Source organism: Flavobacterium sp. CFS9, from assembly GCF_041154745.1.
Classification (GTDB): Bacteria; Bacteroidota; Bacteroidia; order Flavobacteriales; family Flavobacteriaceae; genus Flavobacterium.
In genome coordinates this window covers 2,844,528-2,864,032 of the sequence record NZ_AP031573.1, presented here as the reverse complement: position 1 = coordinate 2,864,032, position 19,505 = coordinate 2,844,528, and the positions used below count along the sequence as shown (strand labels likewise).

Here is a 19,505-nt window from a genome sequence, read left to right as displayed (position 1 = left end):
ACCTACCCTCTATAACAAGTCATACTACCCCGAATACAAAAAATACAAACTAAAATAGTATCTTTGTTCTACTCTTCTCCGTAAGATAAATTTTAAATATTTTTATCAGAATCAAATGTTTTACTTTAAAACAAAAATTGATTCTCTACAACTCCAACAATTAATTGAATTGCAGCCATGTTAAAAAAAGGATCCAAACTAAGAAGTATACTAACCGGAAGCTGTCCAAGATGCCAGAAAGAAAGCATGTATTCAGATCGAAATCCACTTCATTTAACTAAGGTTCTTAAAATGAACGAAAATTGCAGTCACTGTGGATTAAGATACCAGATCGAACCATCGTTTTTTTATGGTGCGATGTATGTTAGTTATGGCTTAAATGTTGCCGTTGGAATTGCAGCTTTTATCGTTTCGTTTGTGTTTTTCAAAACCTCAGTCGAAGAGTCTTTTCTGATCATTGTTGCGACGTTGATTCTATTATTTCCATTTGTCTTAAGACTTTCAAGAAACTTGTACATCAACATGTTTGTTTCTTACGATCCGGAAGCAGCAAAAAAATAAGATTATTTTCTTTTTTTGTAAAAACGATGTAAATCAACTGTAGGATCGAGAGGTTTCTTGTTTTCGATATAATCATACAAATCTTTAGCCATTGCCGGACCAAGCATTACACCACGTGTTCCTAATCCGTTTAAAAGATGAAGCCGTTCGTATTGATTATGTGTGCCAATAAGCGGTCTTCGGTCACGTACCGTTGGTCTCACACCGGCAAAATGTGAAACAATTTCAAAATCACAATTGATAATTTCCTTTATACGATCAACCAGCTCTGTTCGCCCTTCTTCTGTTGGTGCATCGGTTTTATCTTTCGGATTATAAGTCGCTCCAACTTTAAACAGGCTATTCCCTAAAGGCAAAATAAACATACTGGTATTTACTATTACGTCTAATTCTAGATCAGGCGCTTTAATAATAAAAAGCTCGCCCTTCGTACCATCTAATGGTAAATCCAGAAAATAAGGGTTTGCGTGTAACCCGAAACCTTCTGCAAAAATAATATGCTTAGCCTCGTATCCTTTATACTGCACACAATCTTCCTTAATAATCAATTTGGAATGATCGAACGATTGTTCAAGCAGTAATTTATTCTGACGTAAATATTGATGATAGCTATCTAACAAAAGAACAGTATCAACATAACCTGTATGCAGAACCTCACCATAATCAAATGGAGAATCGATATGATTGTATTTTTTGAAAACTAATTTAGTCGAAAGAAATGGAGACAAGAATGGCTTATCGGAAGCTGCGAACCAATTATTCTGCTCTTCTACAGAGAAAAATTTTCTTAGAATAGGAAGTTTGAAATTTACCTTTACCTGAAGTTTATCCTCAATTGTCTTGTAAAACTGAGCCATCACAGACAACTGTTCTTCTGCATTCCAAACCTCGCTAAAACGCTTTAAAATTACCGGATTATAGAGTCCTCCGGCAATCCTTGATGATTTTTGAGACTCATCACTTATAACTATTATTGATTTATTATTTTTAAGTGCAATTTCAGCAAATGAAATTCCGGCCAATCCGGATCCGACAATTATATAATCCAACATCTGTAAAGGGGTAAAATAAAAAACTCTTACCACAAATGTAATAAGAGTTTTTGGTATAATGCTACTAATTTCTTAGTAGGTCCACATATCCTGTTCGAAGTCACGAATCTTTTCTTTTACTCGTTCAGATTCTAACAACTGCTTCTGTGCATTGTCCTTCATATAGTCTTTGATTTCACGATCTCCATATACGTTTTCTTCCTTATAAATAATAGAATTAAAACGTCTCGAATTTAATATCTGATCGAACGAAATAGAACGTGCGGAATTAGCATCGTTAAAGGCTTTTGCTTCATTTAACACTTCCCTTGCATTAGGAAAAAATACCCAAAAAAGTTCTATATAATCTTTTTCATCACTATTCATGGTATAAACATCAGGCGTTACCGGACAAATTCCGAGTAAACGGTATTTCAATTCACTCTCTCTTTTGTCAAAATACCAATATCCTTTAAGTTTGTATTGTGTAACATCTGCCGCAGTTAAATCCTGTTTCAAAATATACTCAGCAGGTACCGTTCTGGTCGGACCAACTGTTTCATCAACATAAGTAACGACTTTTTTCTTGCCAGTACCGGTCACTACTTTTTTCTTCACCACACGTGTTTTATAGTCGTCCGGATATTGGTTAATTAGTTCCCTTCCTGCATCTGTTGTATCAATACGAGACAATCCACCCTGAATGTCTTTTAAAGATTTCTTAGTATTAAAATAGCTGTCCGCATATACTTCTGTAATTCTCCCCTGCTTAATTCCTCTGATCAAAACATCATAAAGAGAACGCCTATCCGAACCAATATTGGCAGTATCTACCGGAAAATATAATGGAAAATTGATTTTCTCATTCAGATCAATAATTTCCCAGGTCGTTTTTCCCATTAAAACATCCCTGTCGTCTACATAACCATAAGCCATTGGCTTATCGTTATCAGCACGTAATTGAGCAGGATTTTTTATCCCAATTTGATCTGCTGTTTTCGCATTAAGCAAATTAGATTGAGCTTTAATACTAAGGTTACTGATAACAAAAATAATAACGATAAAACAAATCTTTACTTTCATGATACTACAATTAAAACCTATTGAACGTAAATACACAGCATTTATTGTGTTTTTTCTCACACAACCCGAAAACATCATAATGACAACTACTCTAATCGGAATCAACTCCAAATAGCGTAACAAATTCACTAACAAAACTAATTCTCAAGGTAATGAGCAAAAAAAAACTCTTACTACAAAGGTAGTAAGAGTTTTTGATATATTGTTATTCAGATACTTAGTAGTTCCACATATCTTGTTCGAAGTTACGAATCTTCTCTTTTACTCTTTCAGATTCTAACAATTGATTTTGTGCGTTATCTTTCATGTAGTCTTTAATCTCACGATCTCCGTACAAGTTTTCTTCTTTATAGACAACCGCATTAAAACGTCTTGAATTTAAAATCTGATCGAATGAAATTGGAAGCGCAGAGTTATTATCGTTGAATGCTTTTGCTTCATGTAGCGCCTCTCTGGCGTTAGGGAAGAAGACCCAAAACAACTCAATATAATCCTTTTCGTCACTATTCATTGTGTAAACATCCGGAGTTACTGGACAAATTCCAAGCAAACGATATTTCAATTCACTTTGACGTTTGTCAAAATACCAGTATCCTTTAATTTTATATTGTGTAACATCTGCAGCAGTTAAATCTTGTTTCAGGATGTACTCAGCTGGTACCGTTCTTGTTGGACCAACAGTTTCATCAACATAAGAAACTACTTTTTTCTTACCAGTACCAGTAACCACTTTTTTCTTCACAACACGTGTTTTGTAGTCGTCCGGATATTGGTTGATTAACTCTCTACCTGCATCTGTTGTATCAATACGTGATAATGCACCCTGAATGTCTTTCAAAGATTTTTTAGTATTGAAATAACTGTCGCTGTATACTTCAGTTATTTTGCCGCTTTTAACAGCTTTCGTCAAAACATCATAAAGTGAACGTCTGTCAGAACCAATATTAGCCGTATCAACCGGAAAGTACATTGGAAAATTGATTTTTTCATTCAAATCAATAATCTCCCAAGTAGTTTTTCCCATCAAGATATCTCTATCATCTACATAACCGTAAGCCAAAGGCTTGTCGTTATCAGAAATAAGTTGCGCAGGAGTCTTAAGACCAATCTGAGCCGGTGTTTTTGCATTAAGCAAATTCGATTGCGCATAGGAAGAAAATCCTCCAGCGATAGAAACAATAGCTATTAAAAAATTTCTTACTTTCATCATGATATCATTATAAGATATTGAAGTAGTTTTACCTACTATATTATTGTATTTCGTAAATTACCGGAGCAGTTCTTGGTAATAAATAACTACCAGCTCCAACAAGTTTAGTTTTAATTTCAGAAATAGTAACCTGGTCTCCTTTTCCGGCTCTTGCAAGAACTGATTTACATTGTGCATTTAATCTGTTACCGTTAACAACCACTGTAGGCTGTCCAGCAATTTTTAAATTAAATCCAACAACATCTAAACCAACTTCGAAATCGAAATCAAGTAATTTAGCACCAATTGTAGCAATTTCTAAGTTAGATTTAGGCCCTTTAACAACACCCATTTCACCTCTAATTGTACCTGTTGGTCCAGGAATACCTTTAATTCTGAATGTTTTCTTATCTGTAACTTTATCTCCGTTTGGCAATGTACCTGTAACAGAAATAGTAGTTTCAGTACCTGAACCAGGGTTCATGTTATATTTTCCAGGTTTTCCGGCAGATGCTAATCCCGGAGCACTTGCAACAATTTTGTTTGCATCAACACCAGCGAATGATACAGAGATTGGATTCACAACTCCTCTATATACTACGTTCATTTTATCAGCAGAAATTGTAGCAGAGTTTGGTCTTGGTACTACAACGTATTTTCCAGCAAATTTAAGTGGAATGTTTTTACCGTCTTCTAAGAATGTAAATTGTCCATTAATGTTTTGCTCTCCAACACCACCTGCAGTTAATGAGATAACCGCTTGTCCGTTAACAATTTGTCCAGGACCTTGGAATGAAGTTGGTTTTGTGTTTTCGTCATAACGACCTAAAACTACCTTACCAGTAACTTTTTCACCTTGGAAGTAAGCGTTTTTGTCTAAAACAACAATCGCTTGATAATTGCTGTAAGAAGCAGCAGCGACAGCCGCTTTTCCTAAAGCACTATTGTAAACATCTGTTTCCACTTTTGTAACGTCATTTTGCCATGCTGAAAGCTTAGCAGCCGATGCAATTGCCGGGAAACCTTTGAAATGATAAGCTAAGTATTTTTCTTTTATACCGTCTTTATTTTTTACGTCAGAAACATCAAACTTTTGATTTACTTCTGCAATAATGTTAGCGTATTTTTTATCTGATCCTAAAGTAGCTTTAATATCTGCTTTATACTTCTCGATTCTTGCTATGATCTCTTTACCTTTAGCAGTATAACCGTCTCCTGTAAACCAGTTGTCGATATTATCACCTCTGTCCATAGATTCATAAGGTAACTTACCTGTTTCTTTATCAGCTACAAAACCTTTAACAGACTGCTCTTTTAAAGTTCCAATATAAGCGTAAAAATCTTTCGAAATTGCTTCGATTTTATGAGCTGTTTCTGCAGCGATAGCAAATTCTCCTTTTGCCTCAGCTGCTTTTTGATCTAAAGCAGTTAATAAAGAGGTATTATTTGTAATTGCTGTTGTATTAGAAGCCTCAAATTTTTCGTTAAATAAACCAAAACCTGAAATTACTTCTTTTGATACGTTCATTGCTAACATTGCGATGAAAACCAGATACATCAGGTTAATCATCTTCTGTCTAGGGGTTAATTTTCCTCCTGCCATTTTTTCTAATTAGTTCTTATTAATAATTTTAATATAATAGTCAAAAACTAATTATCCTTTGTTACTCATTGCAGAAAGCATACCACCGTAAACACTGTTTAATGAAGCAATGTTTGCAGTCATAGATTGCATTTGTTCTTTTAATTTAGAAGCATTTTCAGCAATTTCGCTGTTTGCCTGTGCATTTCTTGAAGCACTTTCTAATTGAACTTTGTATAAACTGTTTAATGATTCCATTTGTGCAGCAGCCATAGACATTTCCTCAGCATATTTCTTTTGTCCTGCAATTGAATCAACTGTTGGAGAAATAGCTTTAGCAGCTCCTTCGAAGTTTTTGATGCTGTTTCCTAAGCTTGCCATTAACTCACCGTCAATTTTAGCATCTTTCAACATTGCATCTAATTTTTGAGACAATAATCCTTGGGCGTCAGATGGTGTCTCAACTTTGTCAGCTTTTTTTCTAGCCTGACCATTCGCTAATTCCGGGTAAACAAGAGTCCAGTCTAATTCGTCTTCAACTGGTTCGAAAGCAGAAAGAGCAAAGATTAACGCCTCAGTTACCAATCCAATCGATAACATAACAGTCCCTGTTAATGGTCCAATCTCAAAGTGAGTAATTTTGAATAATGCTCCAATAATTACTACTGCCGCTCCCATACCATAAGCGAAATTCATTGCTTTTTTACTTAATAATGCCATAATACTTTTTTTTAGGTTTTAATTTAAAATAGATTTGTTGATTTGGTTTATTTATTTGATTTTAATTAATTAAAGTAATTACTTTTTCTTCTTACCGCCTCCAGTTGCCTGAGTTCCCATGTAATCTTGTACAGTTCTGAAACCAATATAACTTCTTGCAGAATCAGCATATTCGTGATCACGTGTGCTTACCTGTAGGAAATAAGCAACGTCTTTCCAAGAACCTCCACGAACTACTTTTCTTTGATTGTTTCCATCAATTACGTTAGGGTTCATTGTAGAAACATATTCGTATGCATTTGGGTTATAAGCTGAATCTGTCCACTCAGAAACGTTTCCTGCCATGTTATATAAACCATAACCGTTAACTTCATAAGATTTAGCTTCAACAGTGTATAACGCTTCGTCAGCAGCATAATCTCCTCTGCTTGGTTTGAAGTTTGCTAAGAAACAACCTCTGTCGCTTTTCGTATAAGGACCTCCCCAAGGATAAGTAGCTGATTCCAGACCTCCTCTTGCAGCATACTCCCACTCTGCCTCCGTTGGCAATCTGAAAGCATTTACTAAGTCACGTCCTTTTTTCTTAGATTTGATATAACCGTTTTTGTTCAAAGTTCTCCATGCACAGAATGCTTTTGCCTGTTTCCAGGTTACACCCACCACAGGATAGTCTCCATAAGCTTTATGCCAGAAATAATCATTGTGCATTGGCTCATTATAAGAGTAAGCAAAATCTTTAATCCAAACTGTTGTGTCAGGATAAACACTAACTTGTTCCGTTTTAACGAAGTCTTTTCTTTTTCCAACTTTAGCTTTCGCTGCAGCCTGAATATCCATCCAAGAATAACGGAATTTCAATTTATTCACATCAATTGTTCTTAAACCATTGTAAGACTCTTCAATTGGTAAATACATAGAATCCATTACCTCAGTATAATACTCATCCGGGTAAGCTTTTGTATCTTTAATTAATTTTACTTTTTTGTTTAATTTTCTACCTGCATAAGGATCATCTTTTGTTCCTACACTATAGTAGTTATCATACATATATTTATCATATGCAGTCATTTTTTCCGGATCTGAATCATTAAATGCAAAATCAGCAATACTTCCGCCTTTTTTACCTTTAGAATCACCAGCAGGTTTTTGACCAGTTTCATCAGCCAAAATTGCCAAACGAACTCTCATTGTAGAGTCTTTTACCCACTCCACAAATTGACGGTACTCACTATTGGTAATCTCTGTTTCATCCATATAAAATGAACGAACTGTCACCGTTCTAGTAGGAGCATCCTCTACATTAGCTAAATCAGCATCTGATTTACCCATAATAAAAGATCCACCAGGAACCAATGTCATTCCATAAGGCTTCTCAGGATGCCATTTCCCTCCTGTAACACCAACTAACTCACCTTTGTCACCTGACTTACCACAGCCAATTACCAGTGTTAACATTGTTGCAAATGCAATAAACTTCTTCATATAAATTTGGGATTATCTATTCATTATTATAAGTCCGTAAACGTATTTATTATTTATCTAAAAAACAATACTAGTTGCGAAATTTATTTTATCGGACAAAACTAATGTTAAATAAAATAAAAAAAAAATATTTCATCGATAAACTAACGTAAAAAATCGACGTAGGACGTTATTTATTAAGCCTTGTACTACTTAACCTACTAATATTATTTAACACTATTTATGAAATACAAAAAAAACAAAATTTCTACTAAAATTTCATTTTACAAAGCGTTTTTTCGTTGTGCTTTCCACCATCTTTCAGGCAATTCCTGATTACAAGCACTCAGATACTCATCATAAGAACACGGTAATAACGTATTTCTCTTTAATTTATTGTGACCATTTGACTCAAACGGAATTTCAATCCACCAACGGTCTGTTTTATCACTTTTATAAAAGATCAATTCTTCGTCTTCAAGAGGAACAATATATTTTAAATACGATGCTCTACTACCAAATGGATATTCCTTAGACCTGTAATGATATCCTTCAATAAAATACCATACGATTTGCGCGATGACACTAGCTTCAGGCACTGTACTGTTATGATTAAAAATTCCAAAACTGGAAACTTTATCACTTATTCCGGCATACCTTGCCAGCGAGCATATTTCTTTTCCATTGAAACCGTTTGGCTCAAATGAAACCATATTTCCGGAAGCTGAAGATTTTACAGAATTCAAATCGATACTCACTAAATCTGCATCTCTAAAAACCGGTTCTGCCAATGTAATCTTATTGGAGATTTCACCTAAACGATAAGCATCAAAAAACAGTTTTTCAATCAGGTCGATTTCTTCTTGTGAGTTGTAATAAGTCTGATAACCAATATTGCAGTAATTAAACAGATTATTAGGCTCATCGATAATAATTTTAGTCAAGTAAGAATTAGCCGAAACCGTTTCGTTTTCTTTTCCAAAATCAAACTTATTATCTACAGCAACCATATTCACCATTTGCTCTAAATCGTCATAGGCACGATACAAAGCATAGGTTAAATCCTGTGAACCCCCAAGAACTATAGGAATTACTTTGTTCTTAATTAAAGTAGAGGTCACTCGCTTTAAAGCAAAATAAGTATCTTCTACAGAATTTCCTGCAAGAATGTCTCCCAAATCGGCAATCGAAGCATCCCAGTTTCCCGGAAACATACCGTAAAGTTTTTTACGAACGGCATTCAAATTAACAATATTGATGGAATCTTCATTACGACGATCTTCTAAAACACCAATAATCGCAATATTAATTTTACTGATATCCGGAAACTGATCCTGAGTATGTAAAACTATCTTACTTCCCAACTCCTGCGAAGACAACGAACTAATAAATTTTAAAATCCCGTCGTTAAGTGGCTCTAAAAAATCAAATTCCATTCTTTATTTCTTTTTTGCAGCTGGTTTTTTAGCAGGTGCTTTTTTAGCAGTTGCTGCTTTCTTTGCGGTTGCAGCTTTTTTAGCCGGTGTTTTTTTAGCCGGAGTTTTTTTGGCAATCATTTCCTGAACTTCTTCCAATGTTAATTTCGTAGCATCAACCTCTTTACTCAGTTCAATTTTGATTTTTCCTTTTGTGATTACAGAACGGCCCCAACGTGCCTTTTCAACCAAAATTCCTTCTTCTTCCCAGTTGTGAAGCACTTTATCAATGTTCTTCTGTAATTTATCTTCAATTAATTCCTCAACATCTGCCTGTGATAAATTATCAAAATTATACTTCTTGCTTACGTTCACAAAAAGACCATTCCATTTAATGAACGGACCAAAACGTCCCACTCCTTTTTGAACAGGTTCTCCTTTATATGTCGCAATTGGCGCATCTGCAAGCGCTTTTTCATCGATCAGTTCCTGCGCTCTTTCTTTTGAAACACTTAAAGGATCTTCTCCTCTTGGCAACGAAATAAAAACACTTCCATGACGGACATAAGGACCGTAACGACCGTTATTCACTTCTACTTCTTCTCCTTTGTATTCTCCTAAACTTTTAGGAAGTAAAAACAAATTCAAAGCATCTTCCAGTGTAATACTTCCGATATTCTGATCGGCCATTAAACTGGCGAATTTTTTATCTTCATCATCCGCTTCTCCAATTTGAGCCATTGGACCAAATTTTCCTAAACGAACTGAAACTTGTCTTCCGTCAGCATCTTTTCCTAAAATTCTCTCTCCGCTTTCACGCTCAGCATTCGCTTCAACTTCTTTTACATTTGGATGGAATTTATTGTAGAATTCCTGCATCATGATTGCCCAGTCGATATTTCCTTCGGCAATCTCATCAAAATCCTGCTCTACCTTTGCTGTAAAGTTATAATCCAGAATATTTCCGAAGTTTTTCACTAAGAAATCAGTAACGATGGTTCCGATATCTGTTGGAACCAGTTTCCCCTTGTCGGAACCTGTATTTTCTTTTAACAGCTTCTCTCCCACTTTACTATTTTGCAAAGTCAGCTGCGTATAATTACGTTCCTGCCCTTCCAGAGTTCCTTTTTCAACATAGTTTCTGTTGATGATGGTAGAAATTGTTGGTGCATAGGTAGACGGACGACCGATTCCTAATTCCTCTAATTTCTTTACCAGAGAAGCCTCTGTGTAACGCGCCGGAGGTCTTGAATACCTTTCGGTTGCTGTAATATAATTGTTTGCTAATTTTTCGTTTACTTTTAAAGCCGGCAACATTCCTTCTTGCTCTTCCTCATCATCATCATGTCCTTCTAAGTACACTTTTAAGAATCCTTCAAAAAGCAAAACTTCTCCTGAAGCTGTAAAAATCTCATCATGATTGTCTGCTTCGATTTTCACATTGGTTCTTTCCAATTGCGCATCACTCATTTGCGAAGCCAAAGTTCTTTTCCAGATCAAATCATACAAACGAGCCTGATCGCGGTCTATATTTACCGTATGACGAGACATATCAGTAGGACGAATTGCCTCGTGCGCTTCCTGAGCTCCTTTATTTTTGTTGGCAAAAGTTCTCGGCTTAGAAAATTCTTTTCCGTATGATTTTATGATTTCAGCTTCAGCAGCACTCATGGCCTCGGCAGAAAGATTCACACTATCCGTTCTCATATAGGTAATCAATCCGGCCTCGTACAAACGTTGCGCTAACTGCATGGTGATTCCAACCGGCAAATACAATTTTCTCGCCGCTTCCTGTTGTAGAGTCGAAGTGGTAAAAGGTGCTGTTGGTGATTTTTTGGTAGGCTTCGTTTCTAAATCGGCTACCTGATATTGAGATCCGATATTTTTATTTAAAAAATCTTCGGCTTCTTTTTTAGTATTAAAGTTCTTTGGCAATTTTGCTTTAAAAGCCTTCCCTGCCTCATTTACAAATTCTGCAACAATGGAGTAAGTTGCCACTGCATTAAAACTCTGAATCTCGCGCTCACGCTCTACAATCAAACGTACAGAAACGGATTGCACACGACCGGCAGATAAACCTCCCTTAATTTTTCTCCACAAAACCGGAGACAATTCATAACCTACTAAACGGTCCAAAACACGGCGAGCCTGTTGTGCATTTACCAGATTATAGTCAATTTCTCTTGGATTGTCGATTGCTTTAAGAATCGCAGTCTTTGTAATCTCATGAAAAACAATTCTTTTGGTTTTTTTAGTATCCAGTTTCAATTCTTCCGCCAGGTGCCATGAAATAGCCTCCCCCTCGCGGTCCTCATCGCTCGCTAACCAAACCATATCGGCATTCTTAGATAGTGTTTTCAGCTTGCTTACCAGGGCTTTTTTATCCGAAGAGACTTCATATTTAGGTTTAAAACCATTCTCAACATCCACTCCTATTTCCTTTGATGGTAAGTCCGCTATGTGACCGTAACTCGACTCTACCTGAAAATCACTTCCTAAAAATTTCTCTATCGTTTTCGCCTTTGCAGGTGACTCCACTATTACTAAATTCTTTGCCATTGCTCTATTTTTCTGCAACAAAAGTATCTATTTTTTTTAAATATCAACTGCGCGAACTCATTTTTGATTTATTTTAGTATTATGTTTCCTAAAATTGCAGATTTATCTGTAATCTTACTTTATACATATATAGGTGTAGATTTTAGATTTTAGATTGCAGATTTTTGATTTTTGATTTTTGATTTTACTACTCTTATGAATTACTATTGATTTGGAGTCCACAATCAGCAATCGTTATTCTACAATCTAAAATCTTAACTCTAAAATCAAAAATCTTTCCTCTGCCATCTTGTCATATTCCCCCCATTTACATTATCTTTGCACTTTGAAATTATACAATGGAAAAGATTATTGAGGAAAGCAAGCAAGGCGAAAGTCTCGTTTTGGAAAATAAACCTGAGAATACTAAAAAACTTTTTATTGAAAGTTACGGTTGTGCGATGAATTTTTCGGACAGTGAAATTGTAGCTTCCATTTTATCTGAAAACGGATTCAACACCACACAAACTCTTGAAGACGCTGATTTGGTTCTGGTAAATACCTGCTCGATTCGAGACAAGGCAGAACAGACTATTCGCAAACGTCTGGAAAAATATAATGCTGTAAAGCGTATCAATCCGAAAATGAAAGTGGGCGTTCTGGGCTGTATGGCCGAGCGTTTGAAAAGTCAGTTTTTGGAGGAAGAGAAAATAGTCGATCTTGTTGTTGGACCTGATGCTTACAAAGATCTGCCGAATTTATTAGCTGAAGTTGACGAAGGACGCGACGCCATCAATGTAATTTTATCAAAAGAAGAAACTTACGGAGACATTTCACCTGTTCGTTTGATGAGTAATGGTATTACAGCTTTAGTTTCGATTACCCGAGGCTGCGATAATATGTGTACCTTTTGCGTTGTACCTTTTACACGCGGACGTGAACGCAGCCGTGAGCCACAAAGTATCATGAATGAAATTCAGGATTTATGGAGTAAAGGTTTTAAAGAAATTACACTTTTAGGCCAAAATGTAGACAGTTATCTTTGGTACGGTGGCGGATTAAAGAAAGACTTCGTAAATGCCTCTGAAATGCAAAAAGCAACAGCAGTTGATTTCGATCAGTTACTGGAAATGGTGGCCGTTGGTTTTCCTAAAATGCGTATTCGTTTTTCGACTTCAAATCCACAGGACATGCACGAGAGTGTATTACATGTTATTGCTAAACACCCTAATATCTGCAAACACATTCACTTACCGGTTCAATCGGGAAGTAACAGAATTTTAAAAGAAATGAATCGTCTGCACACTCGTGAAGAATACATGACTCTGATTGACAAAATCAGAGCGATCATTCCGAATGCATCGATTTCACAAGATATGATTGCCGGTTTCCCAACAGAAACCGAACAAGATCACCAGGATACTATGAGTTTAATGGAATATGTGAAATATAATTTCGGTTATATGTATTCCTACTCTGAGCGTCCCGGAACTTTGGCTGGAAGAAAAATGGAAGACGATGTTGCTGAAGAAACCAAAGCCAGAAGATTACAGGAAATTGTTGACTTACAGCAAAAACATGCCTGGTTCCGCAGTGAGGAATTCGTAGGACAAACGGTTGAAGTTTTAGTCGAAAAAGTCTCTAAAAAATCAACTGAAGAGTTCTCGGGAAGAAATTCGCAAAGTATCACAGTAGTTTTCCCTAAAGAAGATTATAAAATTGGGGACTTTGTAAATGTAAAAATTGAAAGCTGCACCTCAGGTACCTTAAAAGGAAAAGCTGTTGGATATTCAGAAATGAATTAAAGAGTTATTCAAGTTTCAGGTTTCAAGTTTCAAGTTCTTTGCGTAACTTGAAACTTGAAACCTGAAACCTGAAACAAACAAAACTTGAAACAAAAACAAAAATGGAAACAGTTCAAGCAATAAAACAACGATTTGAGATTATCGGAAATGATCCGAAACTAAACCGTGCTATTGAAAAAGCCATTCAGGTTGCGCCTACTGATATTTCGGTAATGGTAACCGGGGAAAGTGGTGTAGGTAAAGAAAATATTCCAAGAATCATCCATTCGCTTTCACACAGAAAACATGGAAAATATATTGCTGTAAACTGTGGTGCAATTCCGGAAGGAACCATTGACAGTGAACTTTTCGGTCACGAAAAAGGAGCTTTTACAGGCGCCACAAGTACCCGCGAAGGTTATTTTGAAGTAGCAGACGGAGGAACTATTTTTTTGGATGAAGTTGGAGAATTACCTTTAACTACTCAGGTTCGTTTGCTTCGTGTACTTGAGAATGGTGAGTTTATTAAAGTAGGTTCGTCACAAGTTCAGAAAACGAATGTTAGAATTGTAGCCGCTACAAACGTGAACCTATTCAATGCCATCGAAAAAGGAAAATTCCGTGAAGATTTATACTATCGTTTAACGACTGTCGAAATTACTTTACCTCCATTGCGCGAAAGAAACGACGACATTCATTTGTTGTTCCGAAAATTTGTAGCCGACTTTGCGCATAAATATAAAATGCCTCCATTAAAATTAGACGATGATGCTGTACAGCTTCTTCAAAAATTCAGATGGAACGGAAACATTCGTCAATTACGAAATGTGGCCGAGCAGATTTCGGTTTTGGAAACCAATCGCGATATTTCATCGGCTACTCTACAATCATATTTACCTACCGAGGGAAGCAATTTGCCTTCTGTTATTAGCGACAGCAAAAAAGAAAGTGATTTCAGCACCGAAAGAGACATCTTGTACAAAGTGCTTTTTGATATGAAAAGTGATCTGAACGATTTGAAGAAACTCACTTTAGAACTGATGAAAAATGGCACAAAAGTGCAGGACATTAATCCGAATTTGATTCAGAAAATATATGGTTCTCAAGAAAATGAAAGTGAAATAGACTTTGAAGAAGAACCAAGAACCGCTGTAATGACACCTACTCCACGCGAGGAGAATTATCAGATGCAGGACGACAATTATCTGTTTGCAGAAACTATTGAAGAAGAAGAGATCCTTCGTTTAGAACAAAAAGAAATCGAAATGATCAAAAAGTCACTAGAAAAAAACAAAGGAAAACGAAAAGCTGCAGCGGACGAATTAGGCATTTCTGAACGAACTTTATATAGAAAAATTAAACAATTCGATTTATAAAAATAAATAAATCCCAATATTGCAAATTCCAATTTTAAAAAGCTAAATCTAAAAAATAAATTCCAAATTGCTTGCCCGATCCGCTAGCGCTCGAGTCCAAATTGTTATATTTGAAAAAAAATATAAGATCCCTCAGGAATTGGAATTCGGGATTTAAAATATTGAAATTTACCCCGATTGATATTATGAAAAAAATATATTCTTTATTAGCCTTAATGAGCTTGTTCATGTTAAGCGGTTGTTCTGTTTACAACTTTACAGGAACAGGAAACATCGATGCCAAAACTTTTCAGGTTAACTTTTTTCAGAATAATGCTGATTTAATTGAACCGGGAATTGACAGAACTTTCACATTGACCTTGCAGGATTTAATTCAGAATCAAACCAATTTAAATCTGGTAAGTAATAGTGGTGATTTAGTTTACGAAGGAGAAATTGTAGATTACAGAACTACACCAATGACGGCAACTGCCGATCAGGGAGCTTTTCAAAACCGTTTGAGTATTCGTGTAAATGTGAGGTTTACGAATAAAAAGAAGGAAAAAGATAATTTCGAAAAAACATTTGAATTTTACTATGATTTCCCAGGACAAGGATTACCTACAGGAGCTACACTAAATACCGCTATTCAGGTTATTTTCGAAAGAATCACACAAGATATTTTTAACGAATCACTAGCAAAATGGTAATTTGTTTATTTGTTGAATCGTTAAAAACGTTTAACCGTTTAGTCGATTCAACAGATAAATAAAACAATAAACAATTAAACAAAAGATAAATGAACGTTACCGATTATACCTACTTAATGAACAAGCCTGATGCTATTACCGAAAAGCAGGCAGAAGCATTGGGAAGCGTTTTGAATGAGTTTCCTTATTTTCAAAGTGCAAGAGCCTTGCGCTTAAAAGGACTTTACGATCAAAACAGTTTTAAGTATAATTATGCGTTAAAAGTAACAGCAGCTCATACTACGGATCGTACCGTTTTATTTGATTTTATTACTTCTGAATCTTTCACTTCAATTCAGAGTGAATATTACGATAAGAAACTTAGAGACCTTATGGAAATTAAAGTTTTTGACAGTGAGATCGTATCTTTTGAAGAAGTCAAAAAAGCACCGGAAGTACGAGTTAATCCAATTGAACAATCTATTTTGGATTCTATAAAAGAAGCTACAACAGTAACTTTTGAAGAACCTGTAAAAGTAGAAGAAAAACCTGTTCATGTATTTATTGAACAATCCATACTGGATTCCGCACAAGAAGCAGCAACTGTAACTTTTGAAGAACCGATAAAAACAACAGAAAAAGCTATCGAATCTGTTACAGAACAATTTATTGCTGCCGAGCCTATAGAAGTTACTCCGATCATTTTGGAAGAACCTGTAAAAATCGAGCAGCCGGAAGCGGAGTTCATCGAGCAACAACCTGTATTGTCTCCTGTCAAAGAACCAACACCAACTTTCTTTGATGAAATCGTTGAGGAAGAAATTCCGGAAGTTAAATCAGAAATTAAAGACGCAGAAGTAAAAGCTACCTCTGTTGAGCAATCCATATTAAATTCTATAAAAGAGGCTGCAACAGTTGTTTCCGAACAATCTGAATTAATCGAGGAACCAAAAGAAGCCGAAGTTCCTGAGAGTGTAAAAGCAGCAGAAGAAAATCTGGAAATAGGACAACCTTTAGATTTTTCTGTTAACGAAAAACATTCTTTTCAGGAATGGCTGCAATTAGCAAGAACGGAACCAATTGACAGAACAAAAGAAGCTTCGCAGGAAATAAAACAGTCTGAAAATGTAACTGAACCTAAAACTGCAGCTGAAGTAGTTGACGAAGAGAAAAAGAAAAAAGCAGAATTGATCGATAAATTCATCGAAACCAATCCGAAGATCTCTCCTATCAAACAAACTGCAATTACGCAGACTGTACAATCAGACACAAACAGTGAGGATAATTCCTACTTAATGACTGAAACTTTAGCCAGAGTATATTTGGAACAAAAAAAATACACCAAAGCAATACAAGCATATGAAATATTAATTTTGAAATATCCAGAAAAAATTAGTTTCTTTGCAGACCGTATTTCGGATATAAAGATTTTACAACAAAATAACAATAATATTTAAACAATGAGTACATTTTCAATTTTCTTAGTTTTAATCACAATAGTTTGTTTTCTATTGATCGTAGTAATCATGGTTCAAAACCCTAAAGGAGGTGGATTGTCTTCTACAATCAGCGGAACTCAAATGTTAGGTGGAGTGCAAAAAACAACTGACTTTTTAGACAAAAGTACTTGGACATTGGCTACTATTTTGATTGCTTTAATTTTACTTTCAAGCTTAAGCTTTACAGGATCATTAAGTGACAGTGACTCTAAAATCATTGAAAAAACTGAAGCACCTGCTGCTACACCAGCTGCTCCTGCTCAACAAACACCTGCTCCGGCAACGCCTGCAGCTAAATAATACATTTCGATATCACTATAAAATGCCAGCCTGTCAAAAGCTGGCATTTTTTTTAAGAAATAATGTCAGTTTTACCAGCATGGCATAGTTTCTGAAAGTTTCTAGAACATTAAAAAAACGTATAACCTAATAATATAATAAATCATGGCTTTAAACATAAAACCGCTTTCAGACCGCGTACTTATTGAGCCTGTTGCAGCTGAAACTAAAACTGCATCAGGAATCTTTATTCCAGATACTGCCAAAGAGAAACCACAAAAAGGAACTGTAGTTGCAGTAGGAAACGGATCTAAAGATCACACTATGACTGTAAAAGTGGGCGACACTGTTCTATACGGTAAATATGCAGGAACAGAATTAAAACTGGAAGGGACTGATTATTTGATCATGCGTGAAGATGATATCCTTGCAATTATCTAAAAAAAACTATAATGTATTAAGTACGAAGTATTAAGAATTCAGAACTTCGTTAACTTGAAACCATACAAACTTTAAACAAAAAATTTAAAATGGCAAAAGATATAAAATTTGATATTGAAGCACGTGACGGATTAAAACGTGGTGTTGATGCATTGGCAAATGCTGTAAAAGTAACTCTTGGACCAAAAGGTCGTAACGTAATTATCGGAAAATCATTTGGCGGACCAACGGTTACTAAAGATGGTGTTTCGGTTGCAAAAGAAATCGAATTAAAAGACCCATTAGAAAATATGGGCGCGCAAATGGTTAAAGAAGTAGCTTCTAAAACTAATGATTTAGCGGGTGACGGAACTACAACTGCTACAGTTTTAGCTCAGGCAATCGTAAAAGAAGGTTTGAAAAACGTTGCTGCAGGAGCAAATCCAATGGATTTGAAACGCGGTATCGACAAAGCGGTTGAATCAATCGTAGCTGACCTTGCAAAACAAGCTAAAGTAGTTGGAAGTGATTCTGATAAAATCAAACAAATTGCTTCTATCTCTGCTAACAATGATGAAGTGATTGGAGAACTAATCGCTACTGCATTTGCAAAAGTAGGTAAAGAAGGTGTTATTACTGTTGAAGAAGCTAAAGGAACTGACACATTTGTAGACGTTGTTGAAGGTATGCAGTTCGACAGAGGATATCTTTCTCCTTACTTCGTAACAAATCCTGAGAAAATGGAAGTTGAATTAGACGCTCCATACATTTTATTATACGACAAAAAAGTATCTTCTTTAAAAGAATTACTACCTGTTTTAGAGCCGGTTGCTCAATCCGGAAAACCATTATTGATCATCGCTGAAGATGTTGACGGTGAAGCTTTATCTACATTGGTAGTAAACAAACTACGTGGAGCTTTAAAAATCGCTGCTGTTAAAGCACCTGGTTTTGGAGACAGAAGAAAAGCAATGTTAGAAGATATCGCAATCTTAACTGGTGGAACTGTAATCTCTGAAGAAAGAGGTTATACTTTAGAAAACACTACTATTGACATGTTAGGAAACGCAAAAAGAGTTTCTATCGACAAAGACAATACTACAATTGTAAGCGGTGCAGGTGAAGCAGATATCATCAAAAACAGAGTAAACCAAATTAAAGGTCAGATGGAAACTACAACTTCTGATTATGATAAAGAAAAATTACAGGAGCGTTTGGCTAAATTAGCCGGTGGTGTCGCTGTTCTTTATGTTGGTGCTGCTTCTGAAGTAGAAATGAAAGAGAAAAAAGACAGAGTTGACGATGCATTACACGCAACTCGCGCTGCTGTTGAAGAAGGAATCGTTGCAGGTGGTGGTGTTGCTTTATTAAGAGCTAAAGCTGCTTTAGCTGACTTAAAAGCGGACAATGCTGACGAAGCAACCGGAATTCAAATTGTATCTCGTGCTGTTGAATCTCCATTAAGAACTATTGTTGAAAATGCAGGTCTTGAAGGCTCTGTAGTAGTAGCAAAAGTTGGTGAAGGTTCTGGTGACTTTGGCTACAATGCTAAAACTGACGAATATGTAGACATGCTTAAAGCCGGTATTATCGATCCTAAAAAAGTAACTCGTGTAGCGTTAGAAAATGCTGCTTCGGTTTCAGGAATGATCTTAACTACTGAGTGTGCATTAATCGATATTAAAGAAGAGAATGCCGGAGGCGGAATGCCAATGGGAGGCGGTATGCCAGGAATGATGTAATCGTTCTTTTCTTCAAAACTCAAAACGCCGGATTTCGATCTGGCGTTTTTTTTTCGCCACGAATTCACTAATTATACAAATACAAAGACTAAAATAACCCGTTGAATGTAATTAATTTCAACACATAGATTCTACGTTAGATATTATTCTTATTTTT

Annotated in this window: 16 protein-coding genes; 8 read left to right on the top strand and 8 right to left on the bottom strand. The window is 35.8% G+C overall.

Annotation, left to right across the window (positions count from 1 at the left end):
* Window positions 1–177: 177 nt before the first annotated feature.
* Window positions 178–561, top strand: a complete 384-nt coding sequence (locus ACAM30_RS12395) for a DUF983 domain-containing protein (RefSeq protein ID WP_369614944.1) — start codon at window positions 178–180, stop codon at window positions 559–561.
* Between the two features lie 2 nt (window positions 562–563).
* Here the strand turns inward: ACAM30_RS12395 and ACAM30_RS12390 are convergent, their stop codons facing one another.
* The 8 genes from ACAM30_RS12390 to topA all read right to left on the bottom strand — a co-directional run bounded on the left by ACAM30_RS12390 (window position 564) and on the right by topA (window position 11,601).
* Entirely contained in the window at window positions 564–1,613 is a 1,050-nt protein-coding gene (locus ACAM30_RS12390; protein ID WP_369614943.1) for an NAD(P)/FAD-dependent oxidoreductase, read from the bottom strand.
* Between the two features lie 72 nt (window positions 1,614–1,685).
* A complete protein-coding gene (gldN, locus tag ACAM30_RS12385) occupies window positions 1,686–2,675 on the bottom strand; it encodes a gliding motility protein GldN (RefSeq protein WP_369614942.1) in 990 nt (329 codons plus the stop codon).
* Window positions 2,676–2,892: 217 nt separating this feature from the next.
* Window positions 2,893–3,882 carry a gliding motility protein GldN gene (gene gldN, locus ACAM30_RS12380; protein ID WP_017496989.1) on the bottom strand — a complete coding sequence of 330 codons (990 nt, stop codon included), beginning with the start codon at window positions 3,880–3,882 and terminating at the stop codon, window positions 2,893–2,895.
* 43 nt (window positions 3,883–3,925) lie between these two features.
* A complete protein-coding gene (gene gldM, locus ACAM30_RS12375; protein ID WP_369614941.1) occupies window positions 3,926–5,467 on the bottom strand; it encodes a gliding motility protein GldM in 1,542 nt (513 codons plus the stop codon).
* A gap of 51 nt (window positions 5,468–5,518) precedes the next feature.
* Complete coding sequence (gldL, locus tag ACAM30_RS12370; RefSeq protein WP_369614940.1) at window positions 5,519–6,166, bottom strand: gliding motility protein GldL; 648 nt, start codon at window positions 6,164–6,166, stop codon at window positions 5,519–5,521.
* A gap of 78 nt (window positions 6,167–6,244) precedes the next feature.
* Window positions 6,245–7,648: a gliding motility lipoprotein GldK gene (gene gldK / locus ACAM30_RS12365; protein ID WP_369614939.1), complete on the bottom strand. Its 1,404-nt coding sequence runs from the start codon at window positions 7,646–7,648 to the stop codon at window positions 6,245–6,247.
* Between the two features lie 263 nt (window positions 7,649–7,911).
* Complete coding sequence (locus ACAM30_RS12360) at window positions 7,912–9,063, bottom strand: formimidoylglutamase (RefSeq protein ID WP_369614938.1); 1,152 nt, start codon at window positions 9,061–9,063, stop codon at window positions 7,912–7,914.
* A 3-nt stretch (window positions 9,064–9,066) separates the two neighbouring features.
* A complete protein-coding gene (gene topA / locus ACAM30_RS12355; protein WP_369614937.1) occupies window positions 9,067–11,601 on the bottom strand; it encodes a type I DNA topoisomerase in 2,535 nt (844 codons plus the stop codon).
* 338 nt (window positions 11,602–11,939) lie between these two features.
* On the opposite strand from topA, the gene miaB reads away from it, so the two are divergent.
* The 7 genes from miaB to groL all read left to right on the top strand — a co-directional run bounded on the left by miaB (window position 11,940) and on the right by groL (window position 19,348).
* Window positions 11,940–13,385: a tRNA (N6-isopentenyl adenosine(37)-C2)-methylthiotransferase MiaB gene (miaB, locus tag ACAM30_RS12350; RefSeq protein WP_017496995.1), complete on the top strand. Its 1,446-nt coding sequence runs from the start codon at window positions 11,940–11,942 to the stop codon at window positions 13,383–13,385.
* A 101-nt stretch (window positions 13,386–13,486) separates the two neighbouring features.
* Window positions 13,487–14,740, top strand: coding sequence for a sigma-54 interaction domain-containing protein (locus tag ACAM30_RS12345; RefSeq protein WP_369614936.1), 1,254 nt, complete (start codon window positions 13,487–13,489; stop codon window positions 14,738–14,740).
* 185 nt (window positions 14,741–14,925) lie between these two features.
* Window positions 14,926–15,429: an LptE family protein gene (locus ACAM30_RS12340; protein ID WP_369614935.1), complete on the top strand. Its 504-nt coding sequence runs from the start codon at window positions 14,926–14,928 to the stop codon at window positions 15,427–15,429.
* 89 nt (window positions 15,430–15,518) lie between these two features.
* On the top strand, window positions 15,519–16,865 hold the full coding sequence (locus ACAM30_RS12335; RefSeq protein WP_369614934.1) for a hypothetical protein: 1,347 nt from the start codon (window positions 15,519–15,521) through the stop codon (window positions 16,863–16,865).
* Between the two features lie 3 nt (window positions 16,866–16,868).
* A complete protein-coding gene (secG, locus tag ACAM30_RS12330; RefSeq protein ID WP_026110045.1) occupies window positions 16,869–17,207 on the top strand; it encodes a preprotein translocase subunit SecG in 339 nt (112 codons plus the stop codon).
* A gap of 144 nt (window positions 17,208–17,351) precedes the next feature.
* Window positions 17,352–17,627 (top strand): co-chaperone GroES, encoded by a 276-nt coding sequence (gene groES / locus ACAM30_RS12325; RefSeq protein WP_012023920.1) that lies wholly within the window; start codon window positions 17,352–17,354, stop codon window positions 17,625–17,627.
* Between the two features lie 89 nt (window positions 17,628–17,716).
* Window positions 17,717–19,348 (top strand): chaperonin GroEL, encoded by a 1,632-nt coding sequence (gene groL, locus ACAM30_RS12320; RefSeq protein WP_369614933.1) that lies wholly within the window; start codon window positions 17,717–17,719, stop codon window positions 19,346–19,348.
* Window positions 19,349–19,505: the final 157 nt, after the last annotated feature.

Excerpts from the sequence above, each read along its gene's own strand:
- ACAM30_RS12395 (WP_369614944.1), top strand. The coding sequence starts at position 178 with ATGTTAAAAAAAGGATCCAAACTAAGAAGTATACTAACCGGAAGCTGT.
- ACAM30_RS12390 (WP_369614943.1), bottom strand. The coding sequence starts at position 1,613 with ATGTTGGATTATATAATTGTCGGATCCGGATTGGCCGGAATTTCATTT.
- gldN (WP_369614942.1), bottom strand. The coding sequence starts at position 2,675 with ATGAAAGTAAAGATTTGTTTTATCGTTATTATTTTTGTTATCAGTAAC.
- gldN (WP_017496989.1), bottom strand. The coding sequence starts at position 3,882 with ATGAAAGTAAGAAATTTTTTAATAGCTATTGTTTCTATCGCTGGAGGA.
- gldM (WP_369614941.1), bottom strand. The coding sequence starts at position 5,467 with ATGGCAGGAGGAAAATTAACCCCTAGACAGAAGATGATTAACCTGATG.
- gldL (WP_369614940.1), bottom strand. The coding sequence starts at position 6,166 with ATGGCATTATTAAGTAAAAAAGCAATGAATTTCGCTTATGGTATGGGA.
- gldK (WP_369614939.1), bottom strand. The coding sequence starts at position 7,648 with ATGAAGAAGTTTATTGCATTTGCAACAATGTTAACACTGGTAATTGGC.
- ACAM30_RS12360 (WP_369614938.1), bottom strand. The coding sequence starts at position 9,063 with ATGGAATTTGATTTTTTAGAGCCACTTAACGACGGGATTTTAAAATTT.
- topA (WP_369614937.1), bottom strand. The coding sequence starts at position 11,601 with ATGGCAAAGAATTTAGTAATAGTGGAGTCACCTGCAAAGGCGAAAACG.
- miaB (WP_017496995.1), top strand. The coding sequence starts at position 11,940 with ATGGAAAAGATTATTGAGGAAAGCAAGCAAGGCGAAAGTCTCGTTTTG.
- ACAM30_RS12345 (WP_369614936.1), top strand. The coding sequence starts at position 13,487 with ATGGAAACAGTTCAAGCAATAAAACAACGATTTGAGATTATCGGAAAT.
- ACAM30_RS12340 (WP_369614935.1), top strand. The coding sequence starts at position 14,926 with ATGAAAAAAATATATTCTTTATTAGCCTTAATGAGCTTGTTCATGTTA.
- ACAM30_RS12335 (WP_369614934.1), top strand. The coding sequence starts at position 15,519 with ATGAACGTTACCGATTATACCTACTTAATGAACAAGCCTGATGCTATT.
- secG (WP_026110045.1), top strand. The coding sequence starts at position 16,869 with ATGAGTACATTTTCAATTTTCTTAGTTTTAATCACAATAGTTTGTTTT.
- groES (WP_012023920.1), top strand. The coding sequence starts at position 17,352 with ATGGCTTTAAACATAAAACCGCTTTCAGACCGCGTACTTATTGAGCCT.
- groL (WP_369614933.1), top strand. The coding sequence starts at position 17,717 with ATGGCAAAAGATATAAAATTTGATATTGAAGCACGTGACGGATTAAAA.